The sequence below is a fragment of the Candidatus Atribacteria bacterium genome, assembly GCA_011056645.1.
In the GTDB taxonomy this organism is placed as follows: domain Bacteria; phylum Atribacterota; class Phoenicimicrobiia; order Phoenicimicrobiales; family Phoenicimicrobiaceae; genus Sediminicultor; species Sediminicultor quartus.
Genome location: DSEL01000182.1, coordinates 24,095 through 42,940, shown reverse-complemented (window position 1 = coordinate 42,940; position 18,846 = coordinate 24,095). Strand labels below are relative to the sequence as shown.

15 protein-coding genes are annotated in these 18,846 nt (G+C 38.0%); all 15 read right to left on the bottom strand.

Features of this window, described 5'->3' with window-relative positions; all coding sequences use genetic code 11:
• Positions 1-1,188 (bottom strand): sugar ABC transporter permease (locus ENO17_08150; protein HER25003.1); only part of this gene is annotated, 1,188 nt, incomplete at its 3' end.
• Position 1,189: 1 nt separating this feature from the next.
• Positions 1,190-1,978 carry a sugar ABC transporter ATP-binding protein gene (locus tag ENO17_08145; protein ID HER25002.1) on the bottom strand — a complete coding sequence of 263 codons (789 nt, stop codon included), beginning with the start codon at positions 1,976-1,978 and terminating at the stop codon, positions 1,190-1,192.
• Positions 1,979-2,156: 178 nt separating this feature from the next.
• Entirely contained in the window at positions 2,157-3,248 is a 1,092-nt protein-coding gene (locus ENO17_08140; GenBank protein ID HER25001.1) for a sugar ABC transporter substrate-binding protein, read from the bottom strand.
• Between the two features lie 385 nt (positions 3,249-3,633).
• Entirely contained in the window at positions 3,634-4,638 is a 1,005-nt protein-coding gene (locus tag ENO17_08135) for an SIS domain-containing protein (protein HER25000.1), read from the bottom strand.
• Between the two features lie 27 nt (positions 4,639-4,665).
• Complete coding sequence (locus ENO17_08130) at positions 4,666-5,865, bottom strand: diphosphate--fructose-6-phosphate 1-phosphotransferase (protein ID HER24999.1); 1,200 nt, start codon at positions 5,863-5,865, stop codon at positions 4,666-4,668.
• Between the two features lie 98 nt (positions 5,866-5,963).
• Positions 5,964-6,914, bottom strand: coding sequence for an ABC transporter permease (locus ENO17_08125; protein HER24998.1), 951 nt, complete (start codon positions 6,912-6,914; stop codon positions 5,964-5,966).
• Positions 6,915-6,961: 47 nt separating this feature from the next.
• Positions 6,962-8,485 carry a sugar ABC transporter ATP-binding protein gene (locus tag ENO17_08120; protein ID HER24997.1) on the bottom strand — a complete coding sequence of 508 codons (1,524 nt, stop codon included), beginning with the start codon at positions 8,483-8,485 and terminating at the stop codon, positions 6,962-6,964.
• Positions 8,470-9,723, bottom strand: a complete 1,254-nt coding sequence (locus ENO17_08115) for a hypothetical protein (GenBank protein ID HER24996.1) — start codon at positions 9,721-9,723, stop codon at positions 8,470-8,472. Before ENO17_08115 ends, ENO17_08120 begins: the two co-directional genes overlap by 16 nt.
• Before the next feature lie 84 nt (positions 9,724-9,807).
• The gene (locus tag ENO17_08110) at positions 9,808-10,758 is read right to left on the bottom strand and encodes a sugar ABC transporter substrate-binding protein (protein ID HER24995.1); all 951 of its coding nucleotides are present in this window, start codon (positions 10,756-10,758) and stop codon (positions 9,808-9,810) included.
• Between the two features lie 167 nt (positions 10,759-10,925).
• Positions 10,926-12,071, bottom strand: a complete 1,146-nt coding sequence (locus ENO17_08105; protein HER24994.1) for an ROK family transcriptional regulator — start codon at positions 12,069-12,071, stop codon at positions 10,926-10,928.
• A 597-nt stretch (positions 12,072-12,668) separates the two neighbouring features.
• A complete protein-coding gene (locus ENO17_08100; protein HER24993.1) occupies positions 12,669-13,460 on the bottom strand; it encodes a hypothetical protein in 792 nt (263 codons plus the stop codon).
• A 68-nt stretch (positions 13,461-13,528) separates the two neighbouring features.
• Positions 13,529-15,127 (bottom strand): DEAD/DEAH box helicase, encoded by a 1,599-nt coding sequence (locus ENO17_08095; protein HER24992.1) that lies wholly within the window; start codon positions 15,125-15,127, stop codon positions 13,529-13,531.
• Positions 15,128-15,195: 68 nt separating this feature from the next.
• Positions 15,196-17,028 (bottom strand): translational GTPase TypA, encoded by a 1,833-nt coding sequence (gene typA / locus ENO17_08090; GenBank protein ID HER24991.1) that lies wholly within the window; start codon positions 17,026-17,028, stop codon positions 15,196-15,198.
• Between the two features lie 198 nt (positions 17,029-17,226).
• Entirely contained in the window at positions 17,227-17,874 is a 648-nt protein-coding gene (locus tag ENO17_08085) for a GNAT family N-acetyltransferase (protein ID HER24990.1), read from the bottom strand.
• Between the two features lie 92 nt (positions 17,875-17,966).
• Positions 17,967-18,794: a PIG-L family deacetylase gene (locus ENO17_08080; GenBank protein HER24989.1), complete on the bottom strand. Its 828-nt coding sequence runs from the start codon at positions 18,792-18,794 to the stop codon at positions 17,967-17,969.
• Between the last annotated feature and the right edge of the window lie 52 nt (positions 18,795-18,846).

Below are 18,846 nucleotides of genomic sequence, written 5' to 3'. Positions count from 1 at the left end.
TGTGACATCAAATACAACAGCAGCTACAAGCACAAGTGCTCTGACGACGTACTGGAATGATATATCTATGCCCATCAGGTTCATGCCGCTGGTTAGTGACATCATAACAAAGGCACCGATAATGGACCCTGTTACCTTGCCGATTCCACCGGACGGTGATACACCACCAACAAAAGCTGCGGCGATTGCATCTAATTCAAACAGAGTCCCAGCCGTAGTTGTGGCTGACTTAAAACGGGATGCGAACAATATGCCCGACAAAGCGGAAAGCATACCCATGGAACAAAAAATCATATAGGTTATTTTCTTTACACTGATGCCGTTCAGTTCAGCCGCCTCCGGATTTCCGCCGACAGCATAAATATGTCTGCCGAGTACCGTCCGCGACATAATAAAATTATAGACAAAAACTAAAATTAATACGATCACCGCAGTCCATGAAAGGCCTTTGTATCCTGAGAGCACCCAAGTCATACCCCCGATTAAAGCCGAACCAAATATCAATTTAATGATGAATAAATGCATCCCTAATACTTTAAAATTGTAGGACTGCATCTTCCTGCGGTTGTTTATCGCGTTTACAATGAAAAATAGAATGATCAGTATGCCGAGGAAGAGTGTTACTTTATGCACCCCGGGTAAAATCCCAATATCGGGAATGTCGGGAATATATCCATTGCCTATAGCATTAAAAACGTCATTCGTAATAACTATCGTGCCCCTGCTCATGGTTACAAGTTGCAGTGCCCCCCTGTAACCTAACCATCCGGCAAGCGTTGCTACAAAGGCGGGAATCTTCATCTGCCCTACCAGAAAACCAGAGAAAAACCCTGCCATAATCCCGATAACCAGGGTAAGTGCGATGCTGACATATACAGGCAAATGCCAGAATTCCATAGCAGTTGCCGCTACCGCACCGAGAAATCCAGAAAGATAGCCAACCGAAAGATCAATATGCGAAATGATAATAACCAGCGTCATGCCAACCGCTAATACTGCTATATAGCCGGTTTGATTTATCAGATTACCTATGTTTCTCGATGAAAGAAAAACACCTTTCGTTGTGATGGTAAAAAACGCCATAATAACTAACAAGGCAATATACATGCCCCATTCACGGATATTCTGCCGAAGTATTTTGTTTATATCGTTAATGAAAATCACCTCATGTCTACTTGTTCGAGCCATTTTACTGCTTATTCCCTCCTTCCGCAAAATCATCGCGTGCACCTACTATGTAGGCCACTACATGCTCTCGAAAAGTGTCAATATCGCCGGTTACGGGAGTGTCACAGACCTTACGCCCGTGGCGCAGCACCATCATTCGGTCGCTAACCTGATAGATATCTTCCAATCGATGACTGATGATAATGATGGAACAGCCCTGTTCCTTGAGCTCCCGTACTAAATCGAGAACTTTTTTTATGGCAGCCACGCTCAGGGCGGCTGTGGGTTCGTCCATTATAGTGACCTTGGTGTTGAAAGCTGTAGCACGGGCAATAGCTACTGCTTGGCGCTGACCACCGGATAGGCTTTCTACTTTCAAGCGCACGGAGGAGATGTCAATCTTAAGACGATCTAACAGACGTTTTGTTTCTTGTTCCATGTAATGCTCATCCATCACACCGATCGGACCTAATTTTACGCTCACCGCTTCACGTCCCATAAAAACGTTTGCGGCTACGTCGAGATTGTTAGCAAGGGCTAAGTCCTGGTACACCATCTCGATGCCCTGCTGGTGTGCATCCCAGGAATTGACCATGTGCACTTTCTTGCCTTCGATAAAAATCTCTCCTTCATCTGGAATGTACGCCCCACTAAGAATTTTCATCAGGGTAGATTTTCCGGCAGCATTGTCACCCACTAATCCCAACACTTCATTATGGTGTAGAACCAGATCTACCCCTCGCAATGCATGTACACCACCAAAGCTCTTTTTGATGTTCCTCATTTCCACAACGGGGATTGCTTTTACCATAGGTTTCCTCTCTTAATTTAAAAAATGATAGATGTATGATTGTACTAAATAAAACCAATAGATTGTAATAACGAGCAAAGCGAACAATCCCTACGATAACCAAGAGACCGTTCGCTTCGCTCACGTTGCTCCTTATTTACAGTAGGCTCTTTAAAATTAATAGCTTTTCGGTTATTTCTTATTTCAATCCGGTAAATTCGGTGGCTTTATAGTAACCGGAATCTATCAAAGCAGCCTTCACATTGCTCTGGTCGACAGTAACTACTACAGACGGTTTGGCAGGAACATCAATTTTTCCGTTGTTATAGGTATGGGTAGCTTCAGGAGTTTTGCCGGTAAGATAAGCGACAGCCGCAGCGATTGCATCACTAACTAATGTTCTGACGTCTTTTAAGACGGTCATTGACTGCTTACCATCAATAATGTACTGTACGGATGGTATCTCGGCATCCTGGCCAGAAACCACATAGCTCTTTACATCATTATCTGCAGCAAATGCGTCTGCAATTGCACGAGCTGTACCGTCGTTCGGCGCAAGGATGAATACATTACCCTTATCAGCAACTCCAGCGACAGTCAAGTTAGCTTCAGCCAGGTTCTTGGCAGTAACAAAGTCCCATTGGGTGGTAACTTGGCCAATGATCTTACCCATCTCATTACGGGTTAATGTGGACTTGCCCTTTAGTGCAATAGCTTCGCTTGAGTTTTTGATTACAAAAGTGCCATCGACAATCTTTGGCTGAAGGACATTCCAGGCGCCCTCAAAGAAGAGGAAGGCGTTGTTATCGGTGGCAGCACCGGCATACAAGTAAAGCGGATTACCGGTGCCAGAAGCCTTGTCAACCAGGTACTGGGCTTGAGCCTCTCCAACAGCAATGCTGTCAAAGGTCACGTAATAGTCAACAGCTTCAGTTTCGCGGATCAGACGATCGTAAGAAACAACCTTTATTCCGGCAGCTCTGGCTTCATCTGCAGCGGCAGCAGCAGCGGTAGCGTCATGCGGGCAGATGATAAGAACTTTAACGCCCTTAGTAATCAAAGCTTCAACATTCTCTTTTTCTTTAGCGGAAGAACCCTGACTGAAAAGAATCTCAGCATTGTAGCCCGCAGTCTTCAGTGCATCATTAAAGCGGGTTTCATCTTGTATCCATCTTGGCTCGTCCTTGGTTGGAAGAACGATACCAACGTCTAGCGCAGACTGTGCAAGCGAAAAACCTGCTATCATGGAAACAAATAGAAACACAAATACCAATAATAATAATTTTTTCATTTTAATTTTCCCCCTTTTTTTACTTATTAAACATTATTTAAGAAAATTTACTTCGAGATTTATTTATTATATCGCCCCCTTTTTTCATCTATATAATAGCCTAATATCTTCAAAAACCTATTTTTATAATATATCACCTCTTTCCTGCTGTCAATTTTTCGCTTCTTGTGCTTAGGATCGGGCTTACAATATCACATTTTCCCCTCCCCTTTGATTCTTTTATCAACAGCAAGTGGCAGAATAATACACACCTGAGAAATTTAAATTAAAACCTATTTCTATTAATAATATACGATATCAATTTTAAAAATCCTTCTTTTTTTGAAAAGTTTTTCGGTGGAAAATAGAGGGTAGCCTTGAAGAAATTGGTGGTAAAAGGAAGAAGTTAAATTTCATGACCGACTTTTCGTGCTCGTACTGTTTTATCCATGTCAATACCCATATTTATTCCGATCTCTACCAGGAGATTCCAACCTACGGCAATTTCCAGGTAATTGGTAAAATCACCGTATTCCGGAATGATAATAGTGGGAAAGATAGTCTTTCTTGTAGAAATTGCTATCACTTTTAATCCTATTCCTTTAATGAGTACATTCTTATATTTTTCCTCTTCCTCTTTGAAGGGATCGACAATGACCACTACTTCTTCTGTATTCATCACTTCTTCTATGCCGTGAAAGGCATAGGTGCCTTCCAAAAAATCCGATTTTTTTCGGGCGATTTCGTTTGCCTTAAGGGTTAATTCCTCGGCCACGCCATTGTTTCTGCCCGAAAAATAAATCATTCTCGAATTCATTAGAGTTTCGGTAATCTCCTCCGGAATATGCATCTGTAAAACTTGGATGATCAAATTACCTAATTGATTAAAATCGGGCAGGTCCATATTATTCAATTTCCTAAATAATAAATCGTAAAAAAGCGCCTGTTCTACCACTGATTTTGTGGCAGGAACTGCCTTCTCTTTACCGCAGGTTAACAGATAGGATAGGTGAGCTTCATTCATGATAGGAGTTCCGGTATTCGCCACAATACTAATAATATTATCATGATTTTGTCTTTTTAATTTTTGAATTAATTCTAAATCTTCTTTTGTTTTTCCTGAATTAGACGCTACAAATACTGTACTATCCAGAAGATTATATTCGAGTGCTTGTGTGGCGCAGTCGGTATAAAAATCTTCTTTATAGCCTTTTTTCCGGGCTTCATAAATTGTCTTTTTTGCCGGAAAAATACGGGATGAACCTTCACCGGTAAAAAATATTCTTTCTTTTTTTATTTCTTGCTCATAAGATATTATTTTTTCAATATCAAGGTGCTTGATTACTTCACCCGTCTCCAGCATTTCTCTGATTAAAAAAAACTGATTATATTTAGTATCCTGTAAATTCATCTCTTCTCTCCTGTTACTAAGTAACCATTATAAATATTTTATAAAATTTAACTCACTGTAATTGGGGAGTTTACCCACAAGCGGTTTGATGTATTTGATATAATCATCAGTCACAAAATTTCCTTCAGCATTGATGTATTTATCATCCATCGTTTTTATCTTTACTGCCACCTGATCAAGAGGAACAGTATCTAATTCAATTTGGTAAGGAAAAGAACTCACCCGATGGATGGAAACCATAATTCCTGAAGCACCTTCTTCAGCTAATTTTATGGCTTTGATTCCACAGGCATAAGCTTCTTCCAAATCAACTTTACTAGCTCTGTCTATAGCACACATCGAGAGAGACTCGGTTATCTGGAATTCCCCCCGGTAATTTGTTTCCTGATGAATCAGCTGATATAAATTAAGGGCTGCGCTCCCGCCACCCATTGCACCATATTCCATATCGGGAAAATCATCCTGTATCCGAAGGCTGGCTACCAAACTTTTATCTTCCCAGAGGATACCTTCACCACAGACAATGGAAACCCAGCCATATTTTTCGATACATTCTTTTACGTCTGATATAAATCTTTCTCTGGACAAAGGCCTTTCCGGTATATAAATAAGATGGGGGGCATCGGATTCATTTTTTTTAGCCAGTACCGCTGATGCTGCCAGCCATCCCGTATCTCTGCCCACCGTTTGTAAAATAACATATTTATCCACGCTCTGCATATCCCGAGCAAGTCTGCCTGCCTGTTGAACTGAAAGGCACACATATCTCGCTGCAGAAGGAAAGCCCGGAGTATGGTCAGTCCCGCAAAGGTCATTGTCCACGGTCTTGGGAATGCCAATTCCGCTTAGTCGATAATTATTTTTTTTACAATATTGCTCTACCTGTCGAAGGGTTCCCATTGAACCATTCCCACCAATAAGAAAAAAATAACGGATATTGAATTTTTTAAGTTGTCTCAAAATAAGGGGAAATTCTTCCTCTTTTAAGATATATCTGCATGAACCCAGGGCGGATGAAGGCGTTTGCCGCAAGGCATTAATGACTCGAGGTTCCTCTTTCCCCAAATCAACAATCTCGTCTTTCATAAATCCTATAATCCCATTTCTCATACCAAGAATGTTTTTGATTTTTTTCGATTTAAGACCTTCTTGAATAAGACCACAAAGACTTGAATTTATCACCGAAGTTGGTCCGCCAAATTGTCCTATAATCGCATTTTCTTCCATAATCCACTTCCCTAATAGATTTAAAATTAGCTATACTCATTTCCAATTTTGTTTAAACTTCACATCGTTTTTTTATACTACCGATATTCTTTATAAAACTATTCCCGGAATTTAGAAAAGGTATCAAAGCCCACCGCTGAGAGAATAATGGCTCCTTTGATGACATACTGAACATAAATATGTATGCCAAGAAGATTAAATACATTAGCAATAATATTTAAGAGCAAAACACCGACTAGAGTCCTCACTACCGACCCTTCTCCGCCGGATACACTGGTACCGCCGATAACCGTTGCGGCAATCGCATCCAGCTCATAACCCTGTCCTGCCAGAGGTGTCACTGATAATAACCGGGCAGCATAAATAACGCCGGCCATTGCGGCCATTAAACCTCCGACAACAAAGGTAAGGATATGATAGTAATCTACTTTTACCCCGGAGAGCCTTACTGCTTCTTTGTTCCCGCCAAGGGCACAGGCATATCTCCCGAACCTGGTTCTCACCAAAATAAACTGCCAAAAAGCGACCATGATGACCAGGATGACCACCGGAAAAGGTATTGGCCCCAGATATCCATTTCCTATAAAAGCGAAGTCCGGTGCCTCCACATACAAGGGATACCCACCGGTATATAAATATACCAAACCTCTTACAATGGTCATGGTTCCCAAAGTTGCAATAATGGCGGGAATATGGATCTTTGCTGCCAAAAATCCGTTTAACAGACCGACCAATGAACCTACTACCAGAACTAACAATATGGCAAGACTCCAGTGCATATAGTTTTGCAGACCAACACACATAGCTGCAGACAGGGCAAGTAATGAGCCAACAGAGATATCAAAACCTGCTCCAATAATAACAAAGGTTGTTCCTATGGCCATAACCCCGATAATAGAACTTTGCCTGAGGATATTGAGAATATTAGCCGAGGACAAGAAACCGGGTGTAATAATCGATAAAAAAATACATAATAAAATAAATATAAATAAAATGCCATTTTTCTTTATCGAATACCAGGTTAAATTTAAATTCATCTTTTTATTCATATTCCCTTCCTTATTTAATAAAATATTTTATTTCCAAATTTTAGCGCTTATTTATCTGCTTGTAATATAATTCTCATAATTTCTTCCTGGCTAACGCCCTGTTTAAATTCACTGGATATTTTCCCATGACTTAAAACTAAAATTCTATCCGAGACTTTCACCACTTCCGAAACTTCCGTAGAAACAAAAATAACGCAAACGCCCGATTCGGCCAGTTTACCTACAATGTTATATATTTCCACTTTGGCATTCACATCAATTCCCCGAGTCGGTTCATCCAGGATTAAAACTTTCGGTTCGGTTTGCAGCCATTTTGAGATAACCACCTTTTGCTGGTTTCCTCCACTTAAATACTTTACCACCTGATTGACGCCCGAAGTCTTTATACCTAATTTCTTTATGGCTTGTTTGGTTACATCAAATTCTTTTCTGGGTGAAATGACCCCTTTATTTACAAATTGGTCCAGGGTGGGAAGTGTAATGTTTTTGTATAATTCCAGCATCAGAACGAGTGCATCTTTTTTTCTATCTTCGGGAACTAGGGAGATACCTTGATTCACTGCATCTATTGGTGAACGAAACCTGACCGGTTTATCATTGATGAAAATTTGGCCGCCTTCCAGCTTGTCCGCACCAAAAATAAGCCGTGACAGCTCGGTCTTCCCTGCTCCCATAAGACCGGTAATACCCAAAACTTCACCGGGAGAAGCCTTAAATGACACGCCATTTATTCTTGGTTTTCTCCACAGATTTTCTACTTCTAAAATTGTCTTTTGACTCTTTTTCCCTCCGGTGGGTGGAGAGGTATAAGCATTTTTTAAACTCTCACCGACCATCATGGTAATAACTTCATCCCGGTTCACCTCTTTAGTAAGAACGGTTTTAATCTTTTTCCCATCCCTTAACACGGTAATCCGGTCGGCAATCCTAAAAACTTCTCCTAAAATATGGGTAATATAGAGGACGCTGATATGATTTAATTTGAGCTCAGCAATGATGCGGAAAAGATGCTCTATTTCATTTTCTGATAAAGAAGCGGTCGGTTCATCCATAATGATAAATTTAGTTTTATGGATGAGGGCTTTCAAGATCTCTACTAATTTTTGCTCTGCCACACCCAGGTTTCTTGCTTCTTTATGGGGAGGAAGTTCAAAGCCAAGTTTCTCCGAAATATCAAGATATTCCTGGTAGATTTTTTTTTCATCAATTAAGCCCCATGGGGTAAAACGCTCTACTCCCAAAAATATATTCTGAATCACCGTGAGCTGAGGAATTAAACTATTTTCTTGATAAATGACATTGATGCCGTTTTGAAAGGCCTGCGCGGGAGAATCAAATTCTGCTTTCTGGTTATTAAAATAGATTTCTCCTGAATTTCTTTTATAGGCACCTACCAGCACTTTAATCAGGGTCGATTTACCGGCGCCATTTTCTCCCACCAAAGCATGAACCTCATCCTGGTAGATTTCCAAATCTATATTGTCCAGTGCCTTTACTCCGGGAAAAGATTTATTTAATTTTCTCACTTCTAATATTACTTTTTCTTTTTTTTGATTTATGACTGTGTCGATAAGAAATCACCTACGGTTTTTAAATTTTCGTCGGGTATTTTCAATAAATCCCAGGATAAAACCATGCCTTTAACCTCCGTCTCTGCCAGGGATTCTAAATATTTTTTCAAAATTTTTGCGGTAATATGGCATAATCCGGGTATTTGCACTGCCTCGATTCCTACATAGATGTTGACATTTTCTCCTAAATCAAGTTCCTTTATTCTTTGCATCTCAAGGTAAATGATATTTTCGGAAATACCATTCTTTAACAGATCATTTATTTGGGTCGGCAAGTCCACCCCGATGATTCGACTTATCTCCCGGATGAACTGGCTTTCGTCCAGGGTGGGATTCATATTTAAGATCGCTTTCATAAAACAAGATAATTCCAGGGGAAGACCTGCCGGACCTGAGGCATGACCATAGATCATCGGCTTTATCCAGTCACAGGTCTTGGCTAATAACCGGTAATCTTGAGACACTAAAGGAGCCAAAGAGGGGGCAAATAAATCAACTCCTACAATTTTACCCATTTGTTTTGCCTTATCAGCAAAGATTTTTACCGCCTGATAAATATTTTGTTTACGGAAATCATAAAATTTTTTTAGATTACCTGGAATAATCATATCGGAAAAGGATTGGCAAGTTCGCAAATAAGTGATATCCATAGTTTTAAGTTTTTCAAAAACGGCTTTTGCCTGGTTCCGATAGTTTTCTAAATCCTCATCATATTGAGTATAAAATTTTTTCCGACAAAACTGACAAAAGCAAGAAAAAAGGAGTTCAAAGCCATTGGAAGGAGAAGGAAAGCGAATTCGATCTAAAAAGACCCCATCAAGGCTACTTTCTGTTATTTTATTCTGATATTGGTCAAATATTCGTCTTATATGCTCTCCATCGTTAGGGCAAAGGAATAAAAAATCTTCCTCCCCCTCTCCCAATTTATCCCAACAGCCATTTTTACCATAACCATATAATCCGTCGAATGTTTCTATTGCTTGCTCCCGTTCTATTTTAAAACCGAGAATATCAGCTAAAACAGGATACCAGAGATAAGTCTTTATTTTAAAATCCGTACAGATTTCTCTAACTAAATCAAGATTTTTTTTGTTGAGATCCGGCCATATGATTAAAGCCTCCAGGTCAAGAAACTCTTTAGCTGTTGCCAGCTTCTTTTTTAAATAATCATTTTTGCCTAATGAGTTATTTGTGATATGATTTAAAACGATCTGAGTACCAATCCATTTTTGCTTCATTTATTTAACTTAAATGTTTTAAGTATTGCCCCCTCTTAATTTTAATTAAAGATATTACCTGTAATTTGGCTAAAAACTATATTTTTACATCTCAGGAACAAACTTATCTACATTATTTTTTGTTACAATGATATGCTTAATTTCTACAAATGATGGTACCGTTTCGCCATTCAAATATTTAGCGGTCGTCTCTACTGCTTTATAGCCCTCTTCGACCACTGAAAAATAGGTACTGCCAGTAACTCTTCCTTCTTTTATATAAGGAACTAATTCTTTGGCATACTCCAGACCGGTAACATACACTCCGGTTACACCTGCTTCTTCCAAGGCCATGGCTGCTGCAATAGCTCCACTCCACCACTGACAGCTCACTAAATCAACTTTTCTACCGCTTTGCAGAAATGCTTCCATGAAAGCCAGTGCGCCTTCTTTGGTCCAACCCTCTATGGGTCTCTTCTCCACAACAGTCCAATTCGGATGTTTGGCTGCAATTTTCAAAAATCCCTCTTCGCGCATTCTTTGGGGGGCAGTTCCCGGATTACCTTCAATGAGTACAATACTGGCCGCTTTATCTCCCAGGAGCAGCTCCGCCATTTCTCCCTGAATAATTCCGGCACCAATTTCAGACCTTCCGATATAAGATACAACTCCCGCGTATTTCCCTTCAGGATCTGTGCCCAGGGAATTGGTAAAAGATATTAAGGGAATATTAGCATCATTACAAAGTTTTACTGCGGGAAGTAATGCCATATTGTCTGCAGCACAAAGCATAATTGCATCCACTTTTTTTACAATAAAGTTTTCTACCTGAGAGAGCTGCTTCCCGGCATCCCACTCGGCATCTGCATAGGTAATATTTAAACCAAGATCGAGAGCTGCTTGATCTATTCCTCTGCGCATAACGCTAAAAAACTCTACCGTCCCCGGCAGTAATACGGCTACTTCTTTCTTTTGAGCAAAGGAAACAGAAAAACTTCCCAAAATTAAACCCATCATTAACACAATCAAAATAGATAATTTAAGATAACTTTTCATTTCAGAAATCCTCCTTAAAACTTTATTAGATATTAGATCAGTAGTCTTTTTAAAGTAAATAATATTTATTTTATATACGCCTCACCGCCTTTTTTGGATTATTTTTTAGTCCGGTTGAATTTATTATGTTATCATTGCTATATTAAAATTATAAATTATTTCATTTTTTATTTATTAATTACTATCAATCCTTTCTTTTTTAAAGGCTCAAGCACCATGACTGCTGCTCCAATTAAAACGCCGTCTTCACCTAATTTAGAAAATTCCAACTTGGGAACAAAAGGGATTATTTTTCTGATATTCATCTTCATTTCTTCTAAAAATCTTGCTGGTAAAATTGAAATTCCTCCTCCGATGATTACTAATTCCGGATCAAGTACACAGGATATGTTTGCAATACCGTAAGCAAGATATTTTAGAGTTTCTTGTACAATATTAAGAGCAATGCCGTCACCCTGGGCAGCCATTTTAAATATTTCTATAACCTTGATATTCTTGCCCAATTTTTTTCTTGCTTTTTCTACAATAACTTTATAACTGGCTAATTTTTCCAAACAGCCATAATCTCTAATGCTCTTCGAGGCGTATTTGGGATCAATAAATAGATATCCTGCCTCACCAGCAGCGTTATTAGCCCCTTTATAAAGTTTCCTATTAATGATAATGCCGGCACCTATTCCGGTTCTTTCTCCCACAAAGACAAAGTTGTTAATCTTTTGGGCTACCCCCTTGGTCTTCTCGCCTAAGGCCATCAGATTCACATCGTTCTCAAGAGCAACGGGTATTCCAATTTCTTCTAAGGTTAAATCATCCAAAGACATTTCCCAGTTTAAATAAGGAGTACCAGTCACTTTTTTTAATTTACTATCAATAATTCCCGGTAGGCCAATACCTATCCCTAATATTTTTTCTTGAGAAATATTTATTTCTTTTATAAAATCTTTTAATAAAAAACTCAGAGATTTTTTTAATTTTTGGCCATTTAAAGATTCCATCTTGGGACCAAACTTCTCTTTAATAATATGGTAAGATAAATCCATCAAGGCTACTCTGATACCATTTTCTCCTCCCAAGTCAACTGCAATCATATAAGCTGTTTTTGAATTTATTTTTAATAATATTGGTTTCTTTCCTCCTGAAGAATCTCCTTTCCCAATTTCCTGAACGATATCTCTCTCCATTAAATCCTTAACAATGGCAGAGATGGTGGGAGGGGTTAAACCTATTATTTTACCAACATCTGCTCTTGAAATAGGACCATTTTTCTCAATCGTTCTTAATATCAAACCTTTATTTATATTCCTTATTTCCACTAAACTATTCCCCCTTCTGTTTTTTTTAACAGAAAATAGGTTCTCTTTATCCTTATCATGTTTTTTATTATACTTTTATATTAGCTTGTACTTAAATATGCTTTCTTAATTAATTTTACTAACTAAGTATATAATAAAATTTTTCCTATCTGATGTCAAATTTTTTTATAGAATGGATTCCTACTATTGTTTTCGCGGAAGCAGTATATAATTTTTATCAAAACTAAAAACCGACATCACCTGGCCGGTCATCTAAGCATATATGCCTTCTGAAGAAGTAATAATTAATTCGAATGATTAATGGGAAATTTCAAAGGAAAGGCAAAAACAGGAAAATTTGGAGGCTAAAAAAATCCAGCGTCTCACTAATGATCTCTTCTAAAACTGAAGAAACTATTGTTATATCTACATTGATGAAGGCCGTATCTTCGGAAATCTATGAAAATTGCTTAAATCGCTCTCTTAATTTTTAATGTTTGTTAAGCTTTTGAAGAAAGCTTTTCTATTCTACTCTTTTGGTTAATTAGAGTTATGATTTGCATAAATTTATTCTTCTTAATTTTACTCTTTCTTCCTGAATGGCGCTGCTTATTTTTTTTAGTAAACTTTCCTTCTTATTATCTGTACTATTATTCCAAGCGAAATAACAGTTAATCCAATGATAGCAACTGTGATTATACTTTGAACTGGCACAGCATCGGCAGTAAGTCGTTTTATTAGTATCCCAAATAAAGCCCAATCCACTACCAGGCAGTAGAAAATATCTTTTCGATTAAAAAGTATCGTAAGTGAGATAGCGATACCGATAATGATGACAGCTATAGTCCAAAATGGTTCACTGAGTCCAAATCGGTTCCAGTTAAGATCTACCAAAAGTGCGGTGGCGTTGGCAATCGTGGCTATGGTAATCCAACCAAGATACACACTAAAAGGAAGATGAACCAAGTATTTTTCAGATCTTGAGGAATCCGATCTACCAACCTGTAGTTTTATATAGATAGCGATTAAAGAACCCAACAGGATTAACATAAGAAAAAGGGATAAAGAGACCATTTCAAAGTGCCAGGCAAAAATCCAGCCAAAATTGGCAAGAGAAGAAACGAAAAACAGAATACCTATTTTTTCCAGGAAAGAAATATTTTGCATATTCTTTCTAAAAGCATAGACCAACTGGTAAATAATGAAAATAGCCAGTAATAGATAGATTACTCCCCAAACTAAAAAAGTAAATCCTGACGGAACGAACAAGTTGGGGTATTGGTCAGATAACTCACCGGTTGTCTGGTTATTTAAGGGAAGGGCGACAGCAAGATAGTTTATGATAACCATAGCTACAAAGCTTAATAAATTCAAAATTGATAAAGTTTTTCTTAACCGAGTATTATTCATGACATCTCCTCCTTTTCTTTATTTATAATATATTTACATAAAGAAAAATTACCCAATCCATCCCGGCTCTATTTTGCTTTTTTTCTGGCTTTTACTACCAATGATTTCTTCTTCCCGGATTTTTTTTGAAAGATTCCCAAGATAATTTCTGCTTCTTTAAAAGGCACGGTGATAAAGGAAAAATCATTATATACTTCCACCTGATCAATGGCAGAATTCCTAACCCCTGTATTTTGGATAATAAACTTTACCAGTTTACTGGGACTTATCTTATCTTTCTTACCCAAGGCTATAAATAACCTGGTGGTGCCTTCCATTTCTATCTTCCGGTTTCTGCTTGATAGATCTTGTATTTCATTATATAAGCCGGGATTAAGTTTATCATCAAAACTGTAATTTAGTAACTTGGCCAGTATCTGGGTTGGGTTATTGTCCTCAAGAAGTTTTTTAGCCCAATTATAATAAGTATTATCTACCTTTTCGCTGTCAATAGCAGTTATATCTTCGTTTATCTTCTTTGTTTTTGCGTTAATTATATCCTTGATCCTTGGTACTTTTGACTTTTTTATATCGGTCTTAGCGATGCGCTGAATAAACATCAACCGGTTATACTCGCTCGGAGTAATAAAGGTGATGGCCGTTCCCTGTTTACCCGCCCTTCCTGTGCGGCCAATCCTATTCACATAGGATTCGGGGTCTTGAGGAAGAGAATAATTAATCACATGGGTCATATTGCTAACATCTATACCACGCGCAGCCACATCGGTTGCCACCAGTACGTTGATCTTCTTTTTCTTTAACTTATCCAGGGTTTTTTCTCTTTGTGCCTGTGAAATGTCACCGTGAATCGCATCAGCATCATACCCTCTTTCAACAAGATGGCCGGCAACATCAGCGACATCATTCTTTGTTCGGCAAAAAACTAATCCGTAAAAATCTTCTTCAATATCAATGATCCGGCACAACGCCTCGAATTTGTCGGCAGCTTTGACTTCATAATAGATCTGTTCGGTAAGATCGGCGGTCAGCTGCTGTTTCTCGACAGTGATAAATTTGTAATCTGCCATGTATTTACTAGCGAGCGCTTTAATCTTTGCGGGCATGGTAGCTGAAAACAAAAAAGTCCTTTTCTTTGGATTAGTGTGTTTCATGATCTCTTCCATATCCTCAATGAATCCCATATTAAGCATTTCATCAGCTTCGTCAAGGATCAGATATTCGATATCCTTAAGATTAAGCGTCTTCCTGTTTAGGTGGTCAATTACTCTGCCGGGTGTACCCACCACAATATGCACTCCTTTTTTAAGGCGCCTCAATTGCTGGTCGATTGATTGCCCTCCATAGATAGGAATGGCCTGGATGCCGGAATCTCCCCTTAATGAGCTAATCTCTTCGCAAACCTGTATGGCAAGCTCCCTTGTAGGAGTAATGATAAGGGCTTGTACAATTTTTTTGTCAGGATCTATCATTTCTATTAGAGGAAGTCCGAAGGCAGCTGTTTTGCCGGTACCGGTCTGTGCCTGCGCCATGATATTGATATTATTCCCCAATATGAGAGGAATTGCCAAGGCTTGAATCTGAGATGGTTCTTCAAAACCTTTCTGGTGAATAGCATCCAATACTCCTTGTGAAAGGCCAAGGTGCTCAAATTTGATTTTATCTTTCATTTCTTTCATTGCTTTTCTCCTAAAATAAACTTCGATCAAAGTGAGATATATTGAAGTTTATTTCTTTTTCAACTTACTATTTTCTTTAAATTTTTTTTCTCTTGATATCGAGAGTGCGAATTTAATAGTTTTTTCCTAAGGCGTATATTAGAAGGAGTGATCTCTAACAATTCGTCCTCTTGAATATAATCTAATGCTTGTTCCAAGGAAAACTGGCGGGGATTTTCCAAACGCAGCGCTTCATCTGAGCCGCTGGCACGCATGTTGGTAACATGTTTTTTCTTGGCTACATTCACTTCCATATCTCCGGTTCTTTTATTCTCTCCGATAATCATCCCTTGATAGATCTCTGTAGCCGAATTAACGAATAAGGTACCCCTTGCTTGAGCGTTATAGAGACCGTAGATACTGGTTACGCCGCTTTCAAATACAATTAAGACACCTCGGGAACGATGAGGGATAAGCCCTTTGTAGGGTTGGTAATTAAGAAAGACGTGGTGCATGATACCTTTACCTTTGGTCTTGGTAAGAAATTCATCTCTGAAACCAATTAGGCCTCTGGCCGGAATTTCAAATTCAAGTCGAAGTTGACCATCGGCAATATCAGTCATATTAATTGATTTTGCTTTTCTTTTCCCGCAAATTTCCATAACTGCCCCCATAGTATCTTTAGGAATATCACAGGTCATCAGTTCTATCGGTTCGCACTTTTCTCCATTAATATGCTTAAAAATAACCTTGGGTTTGGACACCTGAAATTCATAACCTTCACGGCGCATATTTTCAATTAATATAGAAAGATGAAGCTCTCCCCTTCCTGATACGTGAAAAGTGTCCGTAGATTCGGTTTCTTCCACCTTCAAGCTGACATTGGTCTCAATTTCTTTAAACAATCTATCTCTTAAATGTCGAGAAGTAATGAATTTACCCTCTTTTCCGGCAAATGGACTATTATTTACTATAAAATCCATAGTTAGAGTGGGTTCATCAATCTTGATTTTTGCTAAAGCTTCCGGATTTTCTTTACAAGCAATAGTCTCGCCTATATTAGCATCGCTGATTCCAGCTATAGCTACAATCTCCCCTGATTGTGCTTTTTTTACCTCTACTCTCTTTAATCCTTCAAAAACGTAGAGCTTTATGACCTTACATAATGTTTTTCTCTTATCCCATTTGATTAAAGTTACGGTTTCTCCTTCTTTAATTTTTCCACGAGTAATCAGTCCCACAACTATTTTCCCTACATAATCGTCTTGACTAAGATTAGTCACCAGTAATTGCAGGGGAGCATTATATTCCACTAAAGGAGCAGGTATATGTTCCAAAATGGTTGAAAAAAGAGGTTCAAGATTCTCTTTCAAGTCCTCCGTAGAAAATCCGGAAACACCTGCGCGTGCAGAAGTGTAAATAACCGGAAAATCGATCTGGTCATCATTGGCTCCCAGATCAATAAATAGATCATAGATTTCATTCAATACTTCGGCAGGTCGGGCATTTGGCCGATCTATTTTATTAATCACTACGATAGGAATAAGATTTAATTCCATTGCTTTACGCAAAACAAATTTGGTTTGGGGCATGGGTCCTTCAAAGGCATCCACAATCAAGAGAACGCCATTAACCATCCGAAGTATTCTTTCAACTTCCCCACCGAAATCTGCATGTCCCGGAGTATCTACAATATTAATCTTGGTGTTCTGCCAATAAACGGAGGCATTTTTGGAAAAAATAGTAATTCCCCTTTCTCTCTCCAGATCATTAGAATCCATGATCCTCTCTTTTACTTCCTGGTTCTCCCGAAAAGTACCGCTTTGTTTAAGCATGGCATCAACAAGTGTAGTCTTTCCGTGGTCTACATGGGCAATAATAGCAATATTTCTTAAATTTATATTTTTCCTCATATTTATTTCCTTTATCCTAAATAGTGACAGGCGGGTAAATTGTAAGTATACCACAATATTAAGAAATATCAAAATTTTTTTGACCTTTCAAAAATTTATTGCATACTTTTTTAGAGAGATTATGGAATTTGAGGATAAGAACATGGATATCTCGATGAAAAAATTAAAACTTCTACTCGCTTTTTCCCTAACCTTCTTTTAGATATGCTTACCCATGATATAATGAGGAATAGTTTTCCCCAATAAAAATCGGAGGAAAGAATATTTCCCGCTAAACAATATATTAAAATTCAATTTTATAAAAAAATCTTTTGCGCTTTCTGATACAACCCCAAAATGGACTCCCCGGACATTTTCCTTCTGTAGAAAATCAAGAAAATGATCGATCAGCAAAGAACCAATATTTTGCCTTCTGTATTCCGCTCTAATGTTGATATGCAAAGTTGCAGGATATTCTTGGGAAAAATCAGGTGAAATAAATTCTCCTTTCAAATAACTGGATATAATATTTTTAAGTAATATTAGGCTATTTCTGCGTAAAAGTTGACGACGACCTAAAGCTTTACATATTAATCCTGGAACAATCTTATGTTTCATTAATCTACGCATCTTTCGAATATCCTGAGCTCCTATAATATAACCAATTACCTGATTTACTTTAACTGCAACAAAGCAGGATAAAGGTTCATAATCAGTAAAATATTTGGTCAATAGGTCAGCCAGTATCTCATCATCAAAGATAGAATCCCTGTGCTCTCCTAACACGATGTTCTCAAGGCTGATCTTTTGAATAGCCTCTCTATCTTTTATCTGATAGTTACGAATTTTTATACTCGTTACATCCATATTGATTCATCCTATTGTCGTACATTGAAACCCGTATAAACACTGGAAGACTGTATCGTGCTCTTCTCTGTTTATCTGGGTGTTTGTTATGGTTAATCGGGGTAACTTTCTACAGCAAAGAGTTCATTTTCCCGAATAAATGATTCGAGTAAATTTTTTAGTAAGGGATTCTTTAATTGACTTTGATAAGATTTAAGTACTTTTTGCTTTAAGTTCTTTGTTTCTTCCGATAGCATCAATCTTTCCCATCCTCCATCAAAAGTAATTAAACTAATTGGCGGCATGGTGTATAAATCAGGAGTGTATTTTTTGGGATAAGGATACAGAGGGTGATGAACTAAGTATTTATAAGCAATTTTCTTATTCGGAGATTGTTCTAATATTTTCTCTACAATTTTGCTGGTGATGGCATGGTCTTTATGGGTGTCGTTAGGATGAGGATAGAGTACAATATCAGGGTTAAAACTATCTATCCGGCTTCGGAAATTTTTTTCTAATTCTACCTGATCTTCTTGGATAAGATTACCGTCCGGATAATTTAAGAAAATTAAATTGTTAACCAACACCCCTAAAATATTGGTAGCGGCTTCAAATTCTAAATATCGTAGATCTTTTAAACTGCGCCTATTGCCATCAGTAACCAATACAATTTTGACTTCGGCTCCTCTCTTTATTGACTCGATAATATAACCGCCACAGGCAAGTGTTTCATCGTCAGGATGAGGTGAAAAAATCAGAACTTTTTGGTCTTTTTCCGGCAGCTTTACATCATTTAAAAAATAAATGGTCAACTGCGGCATAACTGGATTGGTTCTAATATACCAAAAAATTCCAGCGCAAACGCAAACAAACAAAATTATTATTACAATAAGAATTTGGGTTTTACGATTATTTTTAATTTTCTTGAATGGTTTTATCATGGTCCTCTTGGAAGGCCTTTTTAAAATTTTTAGAAAGTTGATAATCTAAAAT